At 47.9% G+C, this 19,117-nt stretch carries 17 protein-coding genes; 11 read left to right on the forward strand and 6 right to left on the reverse strand.

The window, feature by feature from the left end; all coding sequences use genetic code 11:
- Positions 1 to 211: 211 nt before the first annotated feature.
- Together thrC and QUB12_RS02295 are read right to left on the reverse strand one after the other, a co-directional pair.
- Positions 212 to 1,510 (reverse strand): threonine synthase, encoded by a 1,299-nt coding sequence (gene thrC / locus QUB12_RS02290; RefSeq protein ID WP_333138502.1) that lies wholly within the window; start codon positions 1,508 to 1,510, stop codon positions 212 to 214.
- A gap of 617 nt (positions 1,511 to 2,127) precedes the next feature.
- Positions 2,128 to 2,388 (reverse strand): MoaD/ThiS family protein, encoded by a 261-nt coding sequence (locus tag QUB12_RS02295; RefSeq protein WP_015179186.1) that lies wholly within the window; start codon positions 2,386 to 2,388, stop codon positions 2,128 to 2,130.
- A gap of 494 nt (positions 2,389 to 2,882) precedes the next feature.
- On the opposite strand from QUB12_RS02295, the gene QUB12_RS02300 reads away from it, so the two are divergent.
- Positions 2,883 to 3,170: a hypothetical protein gene (locus tag QUB12_RS02300; protein ID WP_333138507.1), complete on the forward strand. Its 288-nt coding sequence runs from the start codon at positions 2,883 to 2,885 to the stop codon at positions 3,168 to 3,170.
- Positions 3,171 to 3,589: 419 nt separating this feature from the next.
- On the opposite strand, the gene QUB12_RS02305 is transcribed toward QUB12_RS02300, so the two are convergent.
- Together QUB12_RS02305 and QUB12_RS02310 are read right to left on the reverse strand one after the other, a co-directional pair.
- Positions 3,590 to 3,712 carry a hypothetical protein gene (locus QUB12_RS02305; RefSeq protein ID WP_333138509.1) on the reverse strand — a complete coding sequence of 41 codons (123 nt, stop codon included), beginning with the start codon at positions 3,710 to 3,712 and terminating at the stop codon, positions 3,590 to 3,592.
- On the reverse strand, positions 3,709 to 5,085 hold the full coding sequence (locus QUB12_RS02310) for a cytochrome P450 (RefSeq protein ID WP_333138511.1): 1,377 nt from the start codon (positions 5,083 to 5,085) through the stop codon (positions 3,709 to 3,711). Before QUB12_RS02310 ends, QUB12_RS02305 begins: the two co-directional genes overlap by 4 nt.
- A 353-nt stretch (positions 5,086 to 5,438) precedes the next feature.
- On the opposite strand from QUB12_RS02310, the gene QUB12_RS02315 reads away from it, so the two are divergent.
- A complete protein-coding gene (locus QUB12_RS02315; RefSeq protein ID WP_333138513.1) occupies positions 5,439 to 6,872 on the forward strand; it encodes a transposase in 1,434 nt (477 codons plus the stop codon).
- Between the two features lie 21 nt (positions 6,873 to 6,893).
- Here QUB12_RS02315 and QUB12_RS02320 read toward each other — a convergent pair whose 3' ends face one another.
- Complete coding sequence (locus tag QUB12_RS02320) at positions 6,894 to 7,499, reverse strand: hypothetical protein (protein ID WP_333138515.1); 606 nt, start codon at positions 7,497 to 7,499, stop codon at positions 6,894 to 6,896.
- A 682-nt stretch (positions 7,500 to 8,181) separates the two neighbouring features.
- On the opposite strand from QUB12_RS02320, the gene QUB12_RS02325 reads away from it, so the two are divergent.
- The 5 genes from QUB12_RS02325 (at position 8,182) to QUB12_RS02345 (ending at position 13,333) form a co-directional block, all read left to right on the forward strand.
- Complete coding sequence (locus QUB12_RS02325; protein WP_333138517.1) at positions 8,182 to 8,790, forward strand: COP23 domain-containing protein; 609 nt, start codon at positions 8,182 to 8,184, stop codon at positions 8,788 to 8,790.
- Positions 8,791 to 8,908: 118 nt separating this feature from the next.
- A complete protein-coding gene (locus QUB12_RS02330; protein WP_333300151.1) occupies positions 8,909 to 9,241 on the forward strand; it encodes a hypothetical protein in 333 nt (110 codons plus the stop codon).
- 12 nt (positions 9,242 to 9,253) lie between these two features.
- Positions 9,254 to 9,439, forward strand: coding sequence for a hypothetical protein (locus QUB12_RS02335; protein ID WP_333138521.1), 186 nt, complete (start codon positions 9,254 to 9,256; stop codon positions 9,437 to 9,439).
- 212 nt (positions 9,440 to 9,651) lie between these two features.
- A complete protein-coding gene (locus QUB12_RS02340; RefSeq protein WP_333138523.1) occupies positions 9,652 to 10,875 on the forward strand; it encodes a COP23 domain-containing protein in 1,224 nt (407 codons plus the stop codon).
- Positions 10,876 to 11,092: 217 nt separating this feature from the next.
- On the forward strand, positions 11,093 to 13,333 hold the full coding sequence (locus QUB12_RS02345) for a phosphoketolase (protein WP_333305274.1): 2,241 nt from the start codon (positions 11,093 to 11,095) through the stop codon (positions 13,331 to 13,333).
- A 760-nt stretch (positions 13,334 to 14,093) separates the two neighbouring features.
- On the opposite strand, the gene QUB12_RS02350 is transcribed toward QUB12_RS02345, so the two are convergent.
- Positions 14,094 to 14,912: a class I SAM-dependent methyltransferase gene (locus tag QUB12_RS02350; protein ID WP_333305278.1), complete on the reverse strand. Its 819-nt coding sequence runs from the start codon at positions 14,910 to 14,912 to the stop codon at positions 14,094 to 14,096.
- A 153-nt stretch (positions 14,913 to 15,065) separates the two neighbouring features.
- On the opposite strand from QUB12_RS02350, the gene QUB12_RS02355 reads away from it, so the two are divergent.
- The 4 genes from QUB12_RS02355 to QUB12_RS02370 all read left to right on the forward strand — a co-directional run bounded on the left by QUB12_RS02355 (position 15,066) and on the right by QUB12_RS02370 (position 19,113).
- Positions 15,066 to 15,203: a hypothetical protein gene (locus tag QUB12_RS02355; RefSeq protein ID WP_333138529.1), complete on the forward strand. Its 138-nt coding sequence runs from the start codon at positions 15,066 to 15,068 to the stop codon at positions 15,201 to 15,203.
- A gap of 71 nt (positions 15,204 to 15,274) precedes the next feature.
- Positions 15,275 to 15,946, forward strand: a complete 672-nt coding sequence (locus QUB12_RS02360; protein WP_333305280.1) for a response regulator transcription factor — start codon at positions 15,275 to 15,277, stop codon at positions 15,944 to 15,946.
- Positions 15,946 to 17,901: a CHASE2 domain-containing protein gene (locus tag QUB12_RS02365; protein ID WP_333138533.1), complete on the forward strand. Its 1,956-nt coding sequence runs from the start codon at positions 15,946 to 15,948 to the stop codon at positions 17,899 to 17,901. Before QUB12_RS02360 ends, QUB12_RS02365 begins: the two co-directional genes overlap by 1 nt.
- A gap of 456 nt (positions 17,902 to 18,357) precedes the next feature.
- A complete protein-coding gene (locus QUB12_RS02370) occupies positions 18,358 to 19,113 on the forward strand; it encodes a DUF928 domain-containing protein (protein ID WP_333300149.1) in 756 nt (251 codons plus the stop codon).
- The last annotated feature ends 4 nt before the right edge of the window (positions 19,114 to 19,117 follow it).

Below are 19,117 nucleotides of genomic sequence, written 5' to 3' on the forward strand. Positions count from 1 at the left end.
AGTCCTTAGTCAGTAGTCAGCAGCTTAATAACTAATAACTAATGACTAATGACTGATGACTATTAATCAGTAGTCCTTAGTCAGTAGTCAGCAGCTTAATAACTAATAACTAATGACTAATGACTGATGACTATTAATCAGTAGTCCTCAGTCATTAGTCAACAGCTTAATAACTAATAACTAATGACTAATGACTGATGACTAATGACTATTAAACCGAAACTTGTTGCCATTCCAAGCGTTCGAGCGTGCGGGCGCGTTCTAGGGCGCGCTCGAACGCTTCTAGTTTCGGTTCGAGGGTGATGGGTTCGCCGATGTAGCCTTGAACTGCTTCTTGCGTTTTCAAACCGTTGCCGGTGATGTAAGCGACGGTGGTTTCATCGGGATTGATTTTACCTGCTTCTACAAGTTTCTTCAAGACTGCGATGGTCGTGCCGCCTGCGGTTTCTGTGAATATGCCTTCAGTTTCTGCTAGCAGTTTCATGCCTTCGATGATTTCGGTGTCGCTGACGGATTCAATGTTGCCGTTGGTTTTGCGGGCGATTTCCAAGGCGTACATACCGTCGGCTGGATTGCCGATCGCGATCGACTTAGCAATTGTATTCGGTTTCACCGGTTTGACGAAATCACGGCCTTCGCGGAAGGCTTGGGCGATGGGGGAACAGCCGTCAGCTTGGGCGCCGCTGAATCGGACTTTCTTTTCATCAACTAAACCGACTTCGATGAATTCTTGAAAACCTTTGTAAATTTTTGTGAACAAAGAGCCGGAGGCGAGGGGAGCGACGATGTGATCGGGCAATTGCCAGCCTAGTTGTTCGGCAACTTCGTAACCGAGGGTTTTGGAGCCTTCGGAATAGTAGGGACGCAAGTTGATATTGACAAATCCCCAGCCATGTGTATTGGCGACTTCGCAACAGAGGCGGTTAACTTGGTCGTAGTTGCCGTGAACTGCCATGACAGTTGGATTGTAAATCAGAGTGCCGAGGACTTTGCCTGCTTCTAAGTCGGAGGGGATGAAGACTACGCAGTCGAGTCCGGCGTGGGCGGCGATCGCAGCCGTAGAGTTAGCTAAATTGCCGGTGCTGGCACAGGATACCGTTGTGAAACCCAATTCTCTCGCTCTGCTGAGGGCGACTGACACCACTCTGTCTTTAAAGCTGAGAGTGGGCATATTGACGGCATCGTTTTTAATATAAAGATTTTTTAGACCGAGGCGGCGCGCCAAGCGGTGGGATTTTAATAGAGGAGTCATCCCAGTGCCGACATCGATGACGTTATCTGTAGCGACTGGTAAAAATGCGCGGTAGCGCCAGATCGAGTTGGGGCCGGCTGCGATGGTTTGGCGAGTGACGCTGCGGCGGATGGCGTCGTAGTCGTACTTGACTTCAAGCGGGCCAAAACAGCAATCGCAGACGTGCTTGGCTTGGAGTTCGTACTCTTCGCCGCATTCTTTACATTTGAGGGCTGTGAAGGTTGCTGCTGTGGATTGGGTTCTGGTCGCCTGGGTCATAGCTCAACTCTCTAGTTTTGCGATGTTTTCTTAGTCTTGTGCAAGATTAGCACGGTCAATTTAGCCCGTCAACCATACCCGATTTTTTTAGTCGGGATTGATTTTTCAGTTAAAAGGTGGTGTATTTAACTTTGATATTTGGGCGGGCGGGACGCCCACACCACAAGGATTTGAGTTGTTTTCACGATCGGGTTCTTAATCCAGATTGTCAGCCCTGCACGCAAGCCCGATCGAGCTCAAGGATGATTTGCCGACGAAATTGTTACAAAACTTAATAAATCTTTTTTGGGCTAAGAATTGGGCAGTCGTGCGATCGAACACAACTACAAAACCTCGAATTTTTGATTAACTGAGATATTGCACCCTTCTCGCTTAACAGGCAAGATGCCTGTTCCACAACAAAATTCATTCTTTGTGGAACAGGCATCTTGCCTGTTCATAAAAAGCTTATTGAGAATGGTGCAACATTTCAGATTAACTGAGATATTGCACCCTTCTCGCTTAACAGGCAAGATGCCTGTTCCACAACAAAATTCATTCTTTGTGGAACAAGCATCTTGCCTGTTCATAAAAAGCTTATTGAGAATGGTGCAACATTTCAGATTAACCAACTTAGCCTACCCGCCGCTGACGGGAGGGATGAGGACAACTTCGTCGCCGTCTTGGAGGATGGTGTCGGGGGAGACGAATTCCAGGTTGAGGCCAAAGCGGGTGCGATCGCGCCATTGTTCTAATTGAGGATATTGGGCGATCGAGCTTTCGAGCACTTGAGACACTGGGGTTTCGGGAGGAAGTTCTAAGGTAAGTTCCGAAACGCCGTAGGCTTCACCGAAGGCGGCAAACAGTTTAACGGTAATGGTAATCGAAGAGTTAGACACGGCTGTTGAGTGCGATCGACGGTTTGGCAATTATCAACTACACCATACAATTAATTAGGAATTAGGCGCGCCGAGGCTTAGAATTGAAAGCGGCAACCTCTAGTTAAGTTTTACCCCATCGGGTAAAGATGATAGTTGATTGCAGCAAAAAGTCTTAACCGGATTGTATGCCGATCGCTCTCACCAACCAGGCGTTAGAAGCAGTTGGCATCCACTTAGATGCAGCTAGCTAACGTCTAGTTGGCTGCTGTTGAGGCTAATGCGAGAATAATTTTTGAGGATGGGGTATAGATACTTTACCGTAATTGTGGGAGAGTACAAAAAGATCCCACTAAATTTAGCAGGCAACAACGCAGACAAGGGCCTGTAAACCCGCTTCTCCTGACGAAAAATCAGGTTATCAAGTGCGGCTTGGAATAGTCAAACCTTTGCCCTGCTTAGCAAGCTAGCCGTTCTATCTAAGAAGAATACTGAAGTTAACGCGATAGAGATATATGGCAAATAACGAGTTTAAAGTGCTTCAAATTATTGAAGCTAAAGGCTGGTATGCCTTTGGGAGTACGAAGCAAAACCAGCACGTTGAGAGATGGGTAAGACCTGTTGTGTGTTGGGTTTTAATAGAAGATAAAAAAAAGCGACGGGTTGTGACAGCTACCGCTAGCTATCAGATCCAGATTGACGACAAAGAAGTCGAGTTTTTTGCCCACGAAAGCGAAATTCAGGATCTGGATAGTCTCCCGAAGTCTGTCTCGGTATCGGAATTTCTGAAAACAGAAGATTGAGAGAAGGGCAAAAGGAGCTGATTTAACAAGTTATTAATTATTCCTTAGTGATTCCTTAAACTTGCTGTCGGATTCTATTTCAATGAGAGGCAGAACTCTAGATTGGGGACAGGGGCAGATGGGAACAGGGGGAGAATTTATATTTTTGCCTTCCCTTCAGCATCTTGTACCCAATGCCGGAAGTAGCCCAAAAAATAAAGAGGCCGGAAGATTGCAGGCAATGCCAACGCGCTTCCGACCTTGCTGAATAACAGGGTATGCATATGTTTTTACAGTATGGCAGGGAGGCTTTTGAGATATCAAGAGGACTATTGCAATCACCCACTTTTGCTTTCAGGCTGTGTTTGCGAGGTTCATACTATTTTAGACTGAGAATTTGAAAATTGAGAGGGGGGAGGCTTACAGGTCAAGGATTCTAGCTATTTATCTGTAGCGGGGGCTACAAAAAATGGTGGCATTGGCGGACGATCGCACATTCTCGCTAAATTGTTTGCACTCAAAGCTGAAAGTTCGATCGCCACCTGCAACTGCTGCGACTTCAAACCCCACTAACAACAGGTTCAGGCTTCTGCTGCGACATCCGCCGCCCCAGCAGGGCCATCCGCACGCCGCCGGCCGGCCCTAAAGTCACCCCTCGGCGTTTGGCCTGTACGGGCTTTTTCTCGGCCAATACTAGGTCGAAATCCCGCAAAATGGTTGCCAACACGAGTTTAATCTCCAACTGCGCCAGCGCCAAGCCGATACAGCGGCGGCTGCCGCCTCCAAAGGGCAAATACTCGTAAGGCGAGAATTGTCTCTCCAAAAACCGTTCCGGTTTAAATTGCAGCGGTTCTGGATACAAATCCTCCCGTCTGTGAGTCAAATAAATCGAGCCGACGACAACTGTGCCCGGTTCGAGTTGATGTCCCATCAGTTCCACGGGCGTGAGAACTTCTCGCGGAAACGTCAGCATTGCCACGGGGTAAATTCGCAGCGTCTCCTGACAAACTGCACTCAGGTAAGGTAAGCGGAAAATCTCCATCGGGTCGGGATTTTCCCCCAAACTGTCCAATTCTTGCAGCAACTTCTGGCGCACCGAGGGCAGGTGGTGAATCCAGTAAAACGCCCAAGCTAGGGCCGTTGCTGTGGTTTCGTGGCCTGCCAGCAGCAGCGTCATCAACTCGTCGCGCAATTCTTCCTTCGTCATTGGTTGCCCGTTTTCGTCGCGCGCGGCCATCATTAAGCTGAGAATGTCGGTGCGGCTGGCGTCTGGTTGCTGTGTGCGTTCTTCAATTTCCGCGTCGATGAGTGCGTCAACTTTCCGCTGCCGCTGTTTCATGCGTCCCCAAGGACTCCAAGATCCCCAATCTTGCTGCATCCAGCCGAAAAACAGTATGCTCGATCGCAGGGGAGAGTTGGTCATATCGACGACTGAGGCAAGTAGTGGTCTGAGTGCTTGTAACCGCGGCCCGTCATCCATGCCGAAGACAGCTTGCAAGATTACCCGCATGGTGACTTCCTGCATGGCGCTGCGGGCCACAAAAGGTCGATCGGCCGACCATTTGCTGGCAACATCTTGAGCTATATCGCAAATTAGTTGACCGTAATTCCGCATCCGTTCCCCGTGAAAGGGTGGCATCAATAATTGGCGCTGGCGTTTGTGCCTTTCTCCTGAGAGGAGAAACATGGATTGTTCTCCCAGCAGGGGTTTGAGGAGGCTGTTCAGGCGGCCTGGAGCGTGAAACGCGTTGCTGTTGAGCATCTCCTGGATAGCTTGCGGGTGGCTGATCATCACCAATGGTTTCCCGTTGTTCACTTGAGCCGTGAAAATGTCGCCGTATTGTTTGGCACATTTATCCATGTATGTCAGCGGATCGCCGATCCATTGAATTAGCTGCACGAAGCGGGGGCTTTTGGGGCCGTCAGGTAGTGTCATAGGAATTACCGGGGTTTTGGTCACAGGACTTAGCAGCATCAAAAAACCTCAAAGGGTTTGAAGGTTTATTTAATCCCTCCCAACCCTTGTTTTTAAGGGGAGAATTGCGTAAGTCCCATCTCCAATAATTTTAACTATCAGCCGGGAAGTCCCTCGGTATATTTAGAGGGGATGAATCTGAGCGCTACGCGAAGTACCCCGAATAAATTACCGAGCGTGATGTCCAGAAGCGTCGGGTGTCGCGGACGGAAACCGACAATTAAACATTGCAAGTACCTTAAATTTTGATGTACTTTCTAAATATTAAATCAAAACAAATGGTACATTAAGGTAGGTCGAAAAAGGAGTTTCCGATGCAACTCACATACAAATACCGCCTCAAACCCACCAAAGCCCAATTAGCAACAATTGTGGCTCATTTAGAACTCTGTCGTCGGCAGTACAACTACCGACTTGGCGAAAGATTTAGATGGTGGGAAGCCACGAGAACACCTATCAAGGCCTGCCCCCTGATTGTTTCGATAGTTACTGTTGAGGAAATTTATCAAAATATTCCTTTAACTAGGGTGCAGACTAGGGATGGTAGAAAAAAGGATGAATCAGGCAATCCTTTAACTAAAAAAGGTGAGGTTTTCTCGAACATTGAAGGCGGATATGTACAGTGGCAAACCATACAGCTTGCCGACATGAAAAACACTAAAAAGCAATTTCCTGATTATAAAGTGTTGGATTCTCAGGTTTTACAGGATGTCGTCAACAGGGTTGAAACTTCCTTTTCAAATTTTACAACGCCCGACAAAAATGGCAATCGTAGAGGCAAGCCCAAGTTCAAAGGACTTCACTACTACAAATCTTTCACTTATCCTCAATTAGACAATCTTGACATTATTAAGGATGAGCAGAATAGGATTTGTATTGACCTCGCAAAAATAGGTCAAGTACCGATGGTTTTCCATCGTCCAATACCAACAGGATTTAAGGTTAAGACGGGAACGGTTATTCGAGAAGCGGATGGGTGGTATATTTCCTTAACGCTAGAAGATAAGACTGTTCCCGTAACGGTTGCAGAAATTCAACCAACTGATAAAAATACTCTTGGTATCGACTTGGGAATCACGAATTACATTTACCTTTCCAATGGTGAAAGAGTTGAAAATCCTAGATTTTTGAGAAAATCTGCCCAGAAATTAGCAAAACTTCAAGCGAAGCTGGCTAGTAGGGTTAAAGGTTCTAAGCCTTGGAAAATAATCAAGGATAAGATTTCTCAACTTCACCAGTTTATAGCTAGATATAGAGTAGATTTTCAATTCAAAACGGCACAGGAGCTATTCGGCAAATGTGATGTTTTAGTTGTTGAAGATTTGAGTGTCAAAAATCTGACTAGACGTGCCAAGCCGAAGACTGACATTGAGAATGGTAGCTTGGTTTATTTACCTAATGGTCAATCAGCTAAAAGTGGTTTGAATAAATCCATGCTTGATGCTGCTCACGGACAATTCGCCAGCGTCCTCAAATATGTTGCCTGGAAATTAGGTAAAAGCGTTTTATTTGTTGACCCCAAAGGCACATCTGGGCATTGCTGGAATTGCCTTAATAAAGTACCAAAAGAATTGTCGGAGCGATGGCATTATTGCCAGTGCGGAGAATCCTTAGATCGAGATGAAAATTCAGCCAAACTTATAAGAAGGATTGGTCTAACTTACGAAAGTGGCGGGGGAACTCCGTCACTCAAAAAAGCCTTTGAACAAAAGGAAAAAGAAGCCTGCGGTCTAACGGTACTCCGTTGACCGTCAGGTTAGTTCACTAGCTTATTCTTTAACCGTGTTCAAAATGTCCTCCCCAAGCTCTGTAAAACGCACAGTTTTGATTTGCCAAGGAGCATAACTGGTTAAAGTTTGGCGCAGCCCACCGAACAAACCTAACATCTGACAACTCGACAGATTTTGCAATTTCTGCCGCGAATTTCCCGATGCTCGCAGATCCACGGTAGCTATTCCGAGGTCGCGATCGATCTTGAGGCGATAACCAGCCAAACCAAGACTATCGAAAATCTGCTGCTTTAACACTTCATTAACCGCCGATGACATTAACTGATTCTCTGGGCCTGTAACTGTTTCCTGCTTCAGAGTTTGACACAAATTATCTACCTTATAAACCGTAACGGTGGCAGTATTTTCTGAGAGGGCAGCACTGCCTAAAACTGAGGCAACAGAGTTAGAAGGCTGCGTTAATTGACTCGATCGGCCCTCAATTTGATTTCCCGTTAGCTGTAGGTGTTGGAACTGAGGGGCGCTTGCTGAGAGTTGCCTCTGGTTTTCGGTTGAGGTAGCTGCATCTGAGCTAGAACAACTGCTACCGCCCATCAAAATTAACCAAACGCCTAAATATCCTAACTGTTTGCAGATACGGTTCATAGTTTTTAATACTCTACTAAACGTCAGTGTATGGAGGGTAAATTTTGGTGGTAGAAAGCACTTAGACCCTGATTACACTCACTTAGAAGTATTTCCCGCAGTACGGAGATGAAAACAAGTTAAGAGTTCTTTTTAATACCTGGATTTTAGTGTTATCTCCAGCAAGATGGGTTTTACCCTTCAGTGCAGTAACCCAGGAGTCTACCTGTCTCAGCAGATCAAGCTCGCGACCGAGCACGTAAGTGATATCAAATATCGTGTCACTAGGTGTGATGTACCCTTGCAATTCGAGCCATTCCAATATCTGAGGCAAAGAGCCTCTTTCCGGTTTGCGACAGCCCGAGCTGGATTAGTAGTAATGAGGACAGAATTGCGACTTGCGCGGGCATTTTAAGCTCGGCTTCGGAGCGTTTTTTTTAACAGCGCCGAAATCGCCGTTAGAGGAAACGTGCAAGTCGCGAACAATATCAAAACTTACGCATCAAGAGCAAAAAAACCGGGTTTTTTAACCAGGCATAAGGGCTACAACGAAGTGTTTTCGTAAAAAAAACAGGTTTCTGGTCAAGTCGCGAAGAACATAATTTCCAAGTCAGCGGAGTTGTAACGAACAAGCGTGTCAAGGGTGTTATCGCAGCATTCGGTGATTTTTGTGCCGAATCTCATAAAACACAGGGAAAAAATCATGAGACAGCAATTATTGACAAAAGTTTTGGTGGCAACAGCCATCGCCCTCAGCGGCCTGACGGTTGCTTCTGGATCGAGTTACGGTCGGCAAGTACCGGGGGAAAGTGGATTTTGGTGTAACACCTCGACCCGTGCGCCGGTGACAGTGTACCAAAACGCTCAAGGTGCCGTAGAGCCTTGGATTGAGTGGACTTCCGATTATTTCTCCGGTTCTGGCTACGATCCGGCCACTCGGTGTCAATTAGTGAGTCAACGCCTCGAAACCTATCGCCGCCAACGAATGCTTAAGTACATTACTGCGGGCCAAATGAACGGCCAGAACGTCATCTGCACGGCGAATCAAGTCAATGGGCGGTGTCAAAATTTGATTTATACCCTCAGACCTGGCCAAGACCCGATCGGCTCTTTGTATAATTTGTTGGCTTGGCGCCAAGGATATGTTGGGATGCCGTCTTTTGATGAAACCAGTAAAATTCCTTACATTGATGTCAGGGAAAAGCTAGGGGAAAACACTGTTGATGGCGTGCAACTGCCCCCTTTTCCCCACCGTTCCGACAGCCTTAAAGATTGGCAAATTTTCCATCCGATCGCCAATTCCAAGGATTGAGGTGGAAAATTTGGTGCGTCAAACAGCGCTACGCATCCCGACGGGAATATCTCCTGGTTCTGGGACGATCGTCCGGCAGCATGGCCAAAGCTATACGGTGCTGACTAAATAGCACGTTGTGGCGATCGGACTTGTCACCGACGACTGCCTCCTCTACCCACTGCTAGCAGTTCTGAGCCGGCTGGGCAATACCGATCTGGCGATCGTTCTGTTTCGCAGCGCGATCGAGTATAAAATAGCACGCTTAAGCCTTGAGGCAGGAGCGGTGTCTGAGGCAATGCTGGTAGTCGGCTTTCCTGCGGGTGCTGAGGTTGGGAGTTTCGCTGACCACGAATTTCAAAGGTGGTACCCGCCACGTGATTTATCCGTCGAGTCAATCCAAAATCGAAAATCGAAAATCCTCAAGCCCCCGCATTTATCCGTGGGGTCGCCTCTAAAATCTAAAATCTAAAATCTAAAATCGATGGACGCGGGCTTCGTTTCGGTGCTGCTACCCAAATCTTTGCCTCACGGTTATAGCTTGGGTTATACCAATGAGGTTAAAATCGGTATGAGCCGCGACCCGATTTTTCATGCCAAAGGTTTCTTGGTGGGGATTAACTGTAGGGGCAAGTATCGAGATCCAAATTTTGGCGTTTATGCTTTTTAAGATGGAAGTGAACCAACAGCGGAATTATTGGAAAAAATGGTTAAATCCAGTTGGGGAATTCCGATTAGTACAGCAGTTCTCAATCTTGGTGAGGTATGCCGACGGAGGCCTATGCTCTATGCGCTATGCCCTATGCCCGCGAGAGCACCTCATGTTACTGAGAAAGGCTATATATATTGGCAGTTCGCCTCGTTTCATCTAGGGAGTTATCGATGAATGTGTGGAGTTTGCGGTTTGACGCGCTGACAATCATCTTGACAGGTGCATTAACAGTGACGGCGGTTGTTAGCCAACAATATGCTGCCTGTGCCAAAACAGCCGAAGAAATTGCCCAGCTAGCGACGTTGACAACTGTGGAAGTCAACAATACGCTGGGTTTTTTTGCTAGTGGATCGGGAGTAATTATTGCCAAACAGGGTAATATTTACACTGTTCTGACAGCTAATCATGTGGTGGCAAGCCTCGCTCAAAAATACAGCATTCGCACTCATTTGGAGAAGGACTATGCTGCGATTAGAATACAGCGCCTACCTAAAAATGACACGGATATAGACTTGGCTTTGATACAGTTTCAGAGCCGAGAACAGTATCCAGTAGCACCACTGGGCGAGTCAGAACGTGCTGTTGTTGGTTCTGCTATTTACGTTTCGGGCTATCCGCTGCCAATTTCGGGAGTTGAACGAAAACTTGAGTTTACTACTGGTATCATCTCTTCTCGCTTGGGCAGCGCCTCATCAGGGTATCGTCTGCGCTACCAAGCTGTAACCAGGCGCGGGATGAGCGGCGGGCCTGTATTTGATGCTGATGGCAGGGTAATAGGAATTCACGGCCAGGGGGATACTGTTGGCACAATTAGGAGTCAGTGGAACGGTCAGATTGAAGAGATAAAAACGGGATTGAACGCGGCAATCCCGATCGATGCTTTTAGGGAGTTGCTATCACAAAATAAGCGTAACGGCTTGGATATTCTCAGCAATCTTTCTATCAGCAGCGCCTCTGGTCAAAACCAACCGCATCTGGGTTATGGAGGATTTGTGTGCGATACCTCCACGGGCGAGCCGGTGACTGTGTATCAAAATCCACAAGGGTTCAGGGAACCTTGGATTCGCTGGAATTCTAATTTCTTTTCGAGTTCTGGCTACGATCCTCTAACTCGCTGCCAACAAGTGACTCAACGCCTTGAGAATTATAACCGAAATAAACAGCTAAATTATGTGACTGTGGGTATGGTAAATAACCAGAAAGCGATTTGCACGACTAGCCGCGTTAATGGGCCTTGCGAAGGTTTGATCTACACGCTGCGCCGCGATCAAGATCCGACTCCTGCACTTAGCAGTTTTTTTGTTTGGCTGCGGAATCAAAAGGCTGTGCCTTCTCTTTCTGAAAGCGGTACTGTGCTGTATATCGATGTCCGGGAACGGCTGGAACAATTTTAGATTGGCGATTGGAGATTTTAGAGGGATTAGTAATGGGTAAACACAGAACCCCGACTTTTTTAATAAGTCGGGGGTCTCAAAAAACTACTTATTAGCTGAAAATTTGAGAGATTTTACTTATTTATCACTGACATAATAGAACTCATGATTTTTTGGAACACGGAAGCTATAAAATTACTCTTACATTAATCCAATTCAAATTTTTCAGGTATCAAGCATGACAGCAACTACCCCGCAGGCAACGTCAACAACGCCCGCTTTTTGCGAAGGCATTCAATATTTTTCTGAAACAGTCCCTGGTTTTGATACTTATGGGAAAACACCTGCGATCGCCCAGGGGAGCAAGTCGATCGCCGATCCTGCCGATCCCGTCGCCGTCTTTCAAACGATGCTGGGAGCAGACGCCCTGCGGTACCTGACACTGCAAGTCACCGCCAGCAAGGCATCGGGACATCCGGGGGGTTTTGCTAGCCAAGCTGAGGCCTATGCCGCTTTGGTGATGCTCGGACACAAGAACATTGTCACCGAAGTCGGCCATCACGCCCCCGGCTTTTACAGCGCCATGTTTCTCGATCGATCTTTAGAGGATATGGGAATTTTCAACGTGCAGCAAGTGCGCGATAAATTCCGAGAAAAAGACGGTTTATTAGGACATCTTTCCGGTTTCATTCCCGGCCTTTTAGCACCGGCCGGCCCCCTCGGACAAGGGCAGCATTTCGCAATGGCGGGAGCGCTTTTGCACCGCGAAAAACTGTTTGCTTTCACAATGGGCGACGGCGGCATGGGCGAACCCTATCCGATGAGCAGCATGGCGCATTTCCACACTGCTTATCCCAGCGTTACTAACTTTTTGCCTGTGTTGGTTTGGAACGGATATTCTCAGGAACATCACAGCATGGTTTCGACTAAAACTAATGCTGAAATGATTGCTTATTGGCAAGGCAACGGTTTTGAAGAAGTTATCTTAGTTGATGCTAAGGAATTTGACGATAAAAATCAACCGGAAGATTATGTTGACAGCACTGCTTTTTCGCTCGAACAGCGGATGGCATTTACCAAAGCTGTTTTACAAGGAGTTGACAAAGCGGCAAAATCTGCTCTCGGCGGCAAATTAACTGCGTTTATTATCAAACAGTTAAAAGGTGCCGGCGTCCACGCGCGCGGAGCAAAATCTCACAACCTTTATCCGAAAGATACGCTGGATGCTCCGCACATTATCAGTGCTTTAAAAGAGCGCGCTTTGACTGCTGCTGCTTGGGAGTTGGTGCGGACAAATTGCGAGCGTGCGGGCGGCGGGCCGGCTGCGAAAACAGTTGTTACTGAGTTTACATTGCCGCTGGCAGATTTAGGCGAATTGCCTTTAGAAGAATTTGCAGTTGGCGGAGAACCGAAGATTTCGACAACAGCAATGGGACGTTTGGTAGGGAAAGTAGGCGAGTGCGATCGGACTTTTCTTGTGACTAATGCTGACGGCAACGAAGCATCGGCAATTGCCAATATCAACCAAGCTCTTAAGATTATTCACCCGACGACAGATGACCTGTACAATCAATCGCCCAACGGTCAAGTTTACGAACCTTTGAGCGAAGATGCTTGCGCCGGTTTAGCCGTAGGTTTATCGCTATTTGGAGCGCGGAGTTTGTGGTGTTCCTACGAATCTTTTGCCATTAACGGTTTACCAATTTGGCAAACTGTAACCCAAGCAATGGCAGAATTGCGCCGTCCAACTCCGGCAACTGTCACCTTATTTACAGCGGGTGCATTGGAACAAGGCCGCAACGGTTGGACGCACCAGCGGCCGGAAATTGAGGCTTATTTTGCGGCGATGATGCGGAACGGAAATGTGTTTCCTTTGTTTCCACCGGATGCTAACAGCATTCAAGCTTGTTATGAGTGGGCTTTGACTGCTAAAAATAAGGGAGTTGTGATTACTGCAAGCAAGTCGCCGCTGCCAATTCGCACTACTCTTGAACAGACTCGCCAAGGTTTGCAAGACGGTGCAATAGTGCTGCACGAAGTCGATTCCCCGCAAGCCGCCCACAATCAAGGGGGAAGCAAGAAAGTTGTGTTTGCAGTTGTCGGCGACATGACTTTAATGCCAGTGTTTGAAGCAGCCGCATTTTTGGAAACAGAAGGCATTGGAGTGCGAATTGTTTCTGTTGTCAATCCTCGGCGTTTGTACCGTGCTAGCGATGTTGCTTGGGATACTTGTTCCGAAGCTGACGGCGGCTTTTTGAGCGATGAGAAATTTGCCGAATTGTTTGGCGGAGATGCCTTGATAGGCGTGACAGGCGGTGCTTCTGGGATGTTGGAACCTGTGATGCTCCGCAGCAATTGCAAGCGGGATACTTTCGCTTGGAAGCGGGGGGAAACTACTGCTAGTGCTGGTCAGTTGATGGCGTTTAATGGGTTGACTGCTGAGGCGTTGACTAAAAGGGCGATCGAGCTAGTTCATTAAGTTAGAATGTGAGTGAATGCCCCTGCCTGGTTTGTGCTGGGTAGGGGCTAGTAATATTCAAATAGGATGGTGATACCTATGACAGCAAAAATTTTAGAAGAAAGGCGAAGAACATGAAAGCTTTAAAAAAGCGATCGCTAATATGAAAATTTATAACTTTGATATTAAATCTGTTATACCAATTTTTTATGAGGTTGCATAGAATCCGATCCCCCCTAGCCAAGAGGGCGGGCACGGGGAGTAGGGGTCGCACCGCCCCTACTAAGGGGGGACAAGATTCTTCTCAAAGTCAACCCCTACTCCCCAACAATCAGGGGGATTTAGGGGGATCGAGATATGTGCAACTTCACATTAAATTGGTATTAGGACCGGAATTATTCTTATCTCTATTCTCTTCATCGGCGTGAATCAGCGTCAATCCTTTGTCATCTGCGGTTAATACATTCTCTTTTTTTTACCGCAGATGAGGGCAGATAAACACAGATTAACGCAGATGGATTATCTCAAGTCTGGTTACTCGCTCCTTGATTTTTTGCTGTTGAGTAGATTTGACGCCCGACGATGCTAGCGCATTTGATATGATACGATTCTAGAGCTATACCTGCAGCTTTAACCTAATAGCGAGGGCAGAATTTATTGTGTGAACTTTTTATTGTTTTACTGTTAGATAAGTTTGCTTTGTTAGCTGGTAATTTAGCGATAGTGCTAGAGGTTTTGCTGCGGCCGAACATCAATGTTTTGTGAAAAATGGGTCTTAAATTTATGGATTTTTTCCCCCGCAAGCCATCAACCAAAAACTCATCATCGATCGATCGCCCGCAGCTACAAACTCATCCCGCGAAACCAGATAGCTTTCTATTTCCGACTCTGAAATGAACCCTTGTTTGACCATTTGCAAAATGGGCCCGGAGTCCAGCAAAGGTTGAAACGCCTCAATTCCGATGATATCGCTGTGGCTGACAACCGCTTCTAAATCAACGCTAACAAACCCAGCTTCTTTGAGAATGCGGCACAGATTTCGCCCGACGCATAAATTGCCGCCCCGCGATGCCATCACCTGCTTGAATTTCTCCCTGACAATCTCGACTGACCAAGGCGGATTTGTCAGCCAAAACAGATCCGCATCGCTATCGATAATCACCAGTTTTCCCCCAGGCTTCAAGATGCGGAATATTTCTTTAGCTGCTGCGACGGGATCGGGAAGGTGAACGAACAGCAAACGGGCGATCGCAAAATCGAAAGTGTTAGCCGCCAAACCAGTATCCGCAATAGATGCTTGGATTCCCTCTACTCGATCGCCCCCTTTGTCCTGCAAATATGCTACTGCTTTTTCGTGCAGTACCGGGTCAATTTCTACCGCTGTTACCGAACTGTTTGGCAGCAATTCTAACAATTTTTCGGTGAAAAATCCCGGTCCGCTACCCGCTTCCAAAACTTTCATCCCGTCGGCTAAACCGAACCACTTTAAAGTGCGCGCTTCCTTTTCCCAACTGAGGAGAACTTGAGCTTTTAACCGTTGGATTTCTCCCTCAAATTCCAGATTGTACGCGATCGCTTGATACGAACCTTCTGCTGGCATGAAATTATCCTTATTCTTACTAGGATACCAGGATTATAATAGAAATATAATCAAATCTCCGATCGAGTTATCTGTGCGTAAGATAGTTTCCGGTGGCATGGGAATGATTTAACCACAGAGGACGCAGAGAACGCAGAGTTCGAGAAGAGAGAGATGAATAATTCCGATGAAGTGCGGATTTTGCAACACAATCATCAGAACTGCGCTTTAGCGCAATTCTCGTTGCCGACCTCCACAACCACAGTTGGCGGACAGATGCAGGACGGAAACCCGGTAATTCCTCTATTGTAAGAAGATGACGGATTACCTAAACTAAAGACGCTGATTTTCCCGCATCCCTTACTATTTTTATTTTATGCACTATGCCCCAGACTTTACCTCAACCGGAGAAACGAACATTTTTAGTTGTGGATGACCATGCGATGGTGTTAGGTGGCACGCTTAACATTCTGAAGCAAGAATATCCAGAGGCAGACATTCTGACGGCTCCGACGGCTCAAGCTGCCCTTCAGCAAATAGCGCAGACTACCCCGGATTTGGTGATTGTGGATCTGGTGATGCCAGAGACGATCGGCGCAATAGCTCAAGCAAATTCAGGGCTTCAACTCCTCAAAACGTTGATGGATAAGTATCCGAGTCTGAATATTGTGGTGCAGAGTGCCCATGTTCGGACTTTAGTTTGGCTGAAACCGTCGATCGACAATCACATGGGTGGCTTCACAGTTGTCGATAAGAGCCAGCCGATGAAAGACTTGCTGGCAATGGTTGATTGGGCACTGCACGAGCGGATTTATACACCCAGAGAGATCCGCAATGGGCTCCAACTCAAACCCGCCTGGATGCAAGTGTTGCAATTTGCTTTTCACGAGAGCTTGCAGGATACTGCGATCGCCAAACGGATGAATGTTTCTGAACGCACTGTGCAGTATTACTGGACTAAGATTCGAGATGTGCTAGAGGTGTATCCTGAGGATGATAAGAATCTGCGGATTCAAACGGAAGTGCGAGCTAGGGAAGAAGGATTGATTGATTAGTGAAGCGCGATCGATGGCAAGCAGTGAAAGCGGGCGTCACGACTTGGGGACGAGGAGCGCTTCCAGGGGTGATGGTGATTGTCGCTGTGATGATGGCTAGATTGAGCGGTGCGCTTCAGTTTTGGGAGTTGGTTGCGTTCGATCGATTTCTGCGTTTGCGTCCTCCTGAGTCAATGGATGAACGGATTGTAATTGTCGGCATCACTGAGGAAGATATTCAACGCGCTAGAACTTATCCGATTCCCGATCGCGATATTGCCGATTTACTCAAACGGTTGCAAACGTATCGACCGATCGCGATCGGGCTAGATATTGTCCGCGATATTCCGGTGGAACCAGGTAATGCTGAACTAACATCGGTGTTTCGCAGCAGCAAGAATGCGATCGGAGTGGAGATTGCACTGCCCGATCGCAGTGGCTTTATCGTCAAACCTCCGCCCGCGCTACCACCCGAACAGGTTGGCTTTGCAGATTTCGTACTCGATGCGGATGGCTACCAGCGCCGCAGTTTATTGGGCACTAACAACGATCGACAGGAATACCGTTTTTCCTTCGCGATCCGGCTGGCAGAACTCTATTTAGCAACCCGAGGAATTAAGCTAGGTAATGGAATTCGCGATCCGGAGGCGATGCGCTTTGGCAGCATTGAATTTACCAGAGTGCAGTCAAACTCTGGCGGATATGTGGGGGCGGATGCAGGCGGGAACCAAATTTTACTGAATGTTCGCAGCGGGACAATGCCATTTCGCGTGCTTTCCCTGGCCCAAATCAAATCTGGACAGGTCAACCCGGATTGGATTCGAGGCAAAATTGTGCTGATTGGGATGATGTCTTTTAGCGCGAAGGATTTGGCAAGTTCGGGTGCGATCGCAGGCATCAATCCCGGACGGATTTACGGAGTCGAAATGCAAGCCCACGAAACCAGCCAGATGATTAGCGCGGTACTCGATCGGCGAGCGTTGCTTCAGGTTTGGGGGGAGGGCTGGGAAACGCTCTGGATTGCGGTCTGGGGACTCTTGGGGATGAGTTTGGGACGATTTCTGCGATCGCCCTGGAAAATTTTGATCGGGCTCTTAGTCGCCAGCATTAGCCCGATCGCGCTCTGTTACTGGCTGATTCTTTTGGGATGGTGGGTGCCGATCGTGCCTGTATTGCTCGTACTCGTGTTGAATGGGGCTGGGTTGACGGCAGCGTTATTTTATCGCCACGAACAGGAACTCCGACTGCGGTTGGAGGAACGTCAATTTGCGATCGAACAAACTTTTAATGCGATTCATAGCGGGCCTTTACAAACATTAGTGGTGATTTTGAGAACAGTTGGGGAGCAAGATCCACCGCCGCCGTTTCTACCAGAGTTGCAACGCCTGAATCAAGAATTACGGGCAGTTTACGGCTCAGTGCAACGAGAAGCGATCGCGGATGAACCGCATCTCCGCATGGGAAGTGCGATCGAATTGGCCCTGCAGGCTCCATTGCATGAATTGCTCTACAAGGTCTATTGCAACACGCTAGAACAAGAACTGCCTTACCTCAAAACGCTCAAATTCAAAATTGTGCAGTTCGATGCCTTGAACACCTCACATCTGCGGTTGGAACACAAGCGAGCACTCTGCCGCTTTCTGGAAGAAGCGCTCTGCAATGTCGGCAAACACGCGATCGAAGCCACTCGCTTGACCGTAATTTGCACTCAAGAAGGCGATCGGCAGGTGATTCGGGTGGCGGATAATGCCAAGGGGAACCCGTCTGACGCAGAAGCGCTGAGTTCCGGTGAAACGAACTGTGACAGGGAGACAACTCAATATCTAAACTCTAAACTCCAACCTTCAGGATTAGGAACGCAATTGGCAAACAATTTAGCCAAACAATTAGGGGGAACATTTCGGCGCTACCCAAATGTACCGAGGGGGACAGTGTGCGAGTTAACTTGGTCAGCCAAACGGCGCTGGTTCTGGTAATTGGTTGGGTTCACCCTTGTCAAATCGTTTATGAACGGGCAAGATGCCCGTTCCACAAGAAATTCACTCTTTGTGGAACGGGCATCTTGCCCGTTCTTGAGAATGGTTCAAGAGCTCAGATATAACGAACTCTGGATACGGCAATGCCCAAAGCGTGTCAACTTAAGCTGTCAGTCCGCCCAGTCCTCGCGCCCGCCCGGCAGTCCGCCAGGGAATGAATTCCCTGTCTCATAGCGAAAGTCCTCTCAAAGAGGACTGAAGAACTCATTAGTCGTCTTCAGACGACTTTCGCTTTGAGGCAGGGGTTTAAACCCCTGCCGGACTGCCGGACTGAGGGTTTGCCCTTAAGCTGACACCAATATCTTTGCACCTTCGGGCAAACGACCGTTGCGGGTAGTCCTCTATTGTGTTTCTGTATTGTTGATTACTGTAGAAATAGTTACAGAGGGGATTGCGATGATGACTCACGAGTTGAAACGTCGAACCATTTACTCTGCGGGCATTGCGAGTTTAATGCTGAGTGTTTCGTTCTGGATCGCTCCTGTAGCGCTGGCACAATACACTCCTCCTGAAAACCCTTCTAAACCGAAAGAAACGGGGACGAATACCACTCGCGGCGGCAGTTGCGAAGCTAATTCATCGGCGAGATTGACTGCCTTAGTGCCGTTTAGCCATGTAGGAGAGACGATTTCTGGGCATCCGACCTTTACCTGGTTTGTACCCGATCGCACTCCTCGTCCGCTGCAATTGAGGCTGTTTACTCGCACGGGACAACTTCTCTACAGAACCGAGATGCAGAGTCAGCCAGGAATCATGTCGGTTGCTTTGCCCTCAAATCTGCCCCAACTGTCGATCGGGCAATCCTATCAGTGGCAAGTGGTGTTGGTGTGCGATCCGAATGTTCCTTCGAGGAATGTGGTGGCGACGGCAGAAATCCAAGTCGTTGGGCCTGCGGCGTCGTTGCAGACTCAACTTGCAGCCGCCCAAACTCCCCAACAGCGGATCGACCTGTATGCGGAGTCTGGGCTGTGGTATGACGCGATCGCAGAAGCGCGGAAAGCTTCTGAGACTTCTCAAAGCCAAGCGGCTGTGCTGGAATTGCTAGATGCTCTTGCGAGTTCGGAAGCCGCACCTTTGAAAGACTGGAGCGATCAATTGAAGCAAATAAGAGCGATCGAACAACAGCGACAAGCTTCTCAGCCCAAACCCTAAATCC

Source organism: Microcoleus sp. B7-D4, from assembly GCF_036705125.1.
Classification (GTDB): domain Bacteria; phylum Cyanobacteriota; class Cyanobacteriia; order Cyanobacteriales; family Microcoleaceae; genus Microcoleus.

Bases quoted from the DNA above. Each gene is read 5' to 3' on its own strand.
- QUB12_RS02325 (WP_333138517.1), top strand. From the start codon at position 8,182: ATGAGACAGCAATTATTGACAAAAGTTTTGGTGGCAACAGCCATCGCC.
- thrC (WP_333138502.1), bottom strand. From the start codon at position 1,510: ATGACCCAGGCGACCAGAACCCAATCCACAGCAGCAACCTTCACAGCC.
- QUB12_RS02300 (WP_333138507.1), top strand. From the start codon at position 2,883: ATGGCAAATAACGAGTTTAAAGTGCTTCAAATTATTGAAGCTAAAGGC.
- QUB12_RS02335 (WP_333138521.1), top strand. From the start codon at position 9,254: ATGGACGCGGGCTTCGTTTCGGTGCTGCTACCCAAATCTTTGCCTCAC.
- QUB12_RS02315 (WP_333138513.1), top strand. From the start codon at position 5,439: ATGCAACTCACATACAAATACCGCCTCAAACCCACCAAAGCCCAATTA.
- QUB12_RS02370 (WP_333300149.1), top strand. From the start codon at position 18,358: ATGATGACTCACGAGTTGAAACGTCGAACCATTTACTCTGCGGGCATT.
- QUB12_RS02350 (WP_333305278.1), bottom strand. From the start codon at position 14,912: ATGCCAGCAGAAGGTTCGTATCAAGCGATCGCGTACAATCTGGAATTT.
- QUB12_RS02345 (WP_333305274.1), top strand. From the start codon at position 11,093: ATGACAGCAACTACCCCGCAGGCAACGTCAACAACGCCCGCTTTTTGC.
- QUB12_RS02355 (WP_333138529.1), top strand. From the start codon at position 15,066: ATGAATAATTCCGATGAAGTGCGGATTTTGCAACACAATCATCAGAAC.
- QUB12_RS02360 (WP_333305280.1), top strand. From the start codon at position 15,275: ATGCCCCAGACTTTACCTCAACCGGAGAAACGAACATTTTTAGTTGTG.
- QUB12_RS02320 (WP_333138515.1), bottom strand. From the start codon at position 7,499: ATGAACCGTATCTGCAAACAGTTAGGATATTTAGGCGTTTGGTTAATT.
- QUB12_RS02340 (WP_333138523.1), top strand. From the start codon at position 9,652: ATGAATGTGTGGAGTTTGCGGTTTGACGCGCTGACAATCATCTTGACA.
- QUB12_RS02310 (WP_333138511.1), bottom strand. From the start codon at position 5,085: ATGACACTACCTGACGGCCCCAAAAGCCCCCGCTTCGTGCAGCTAATT.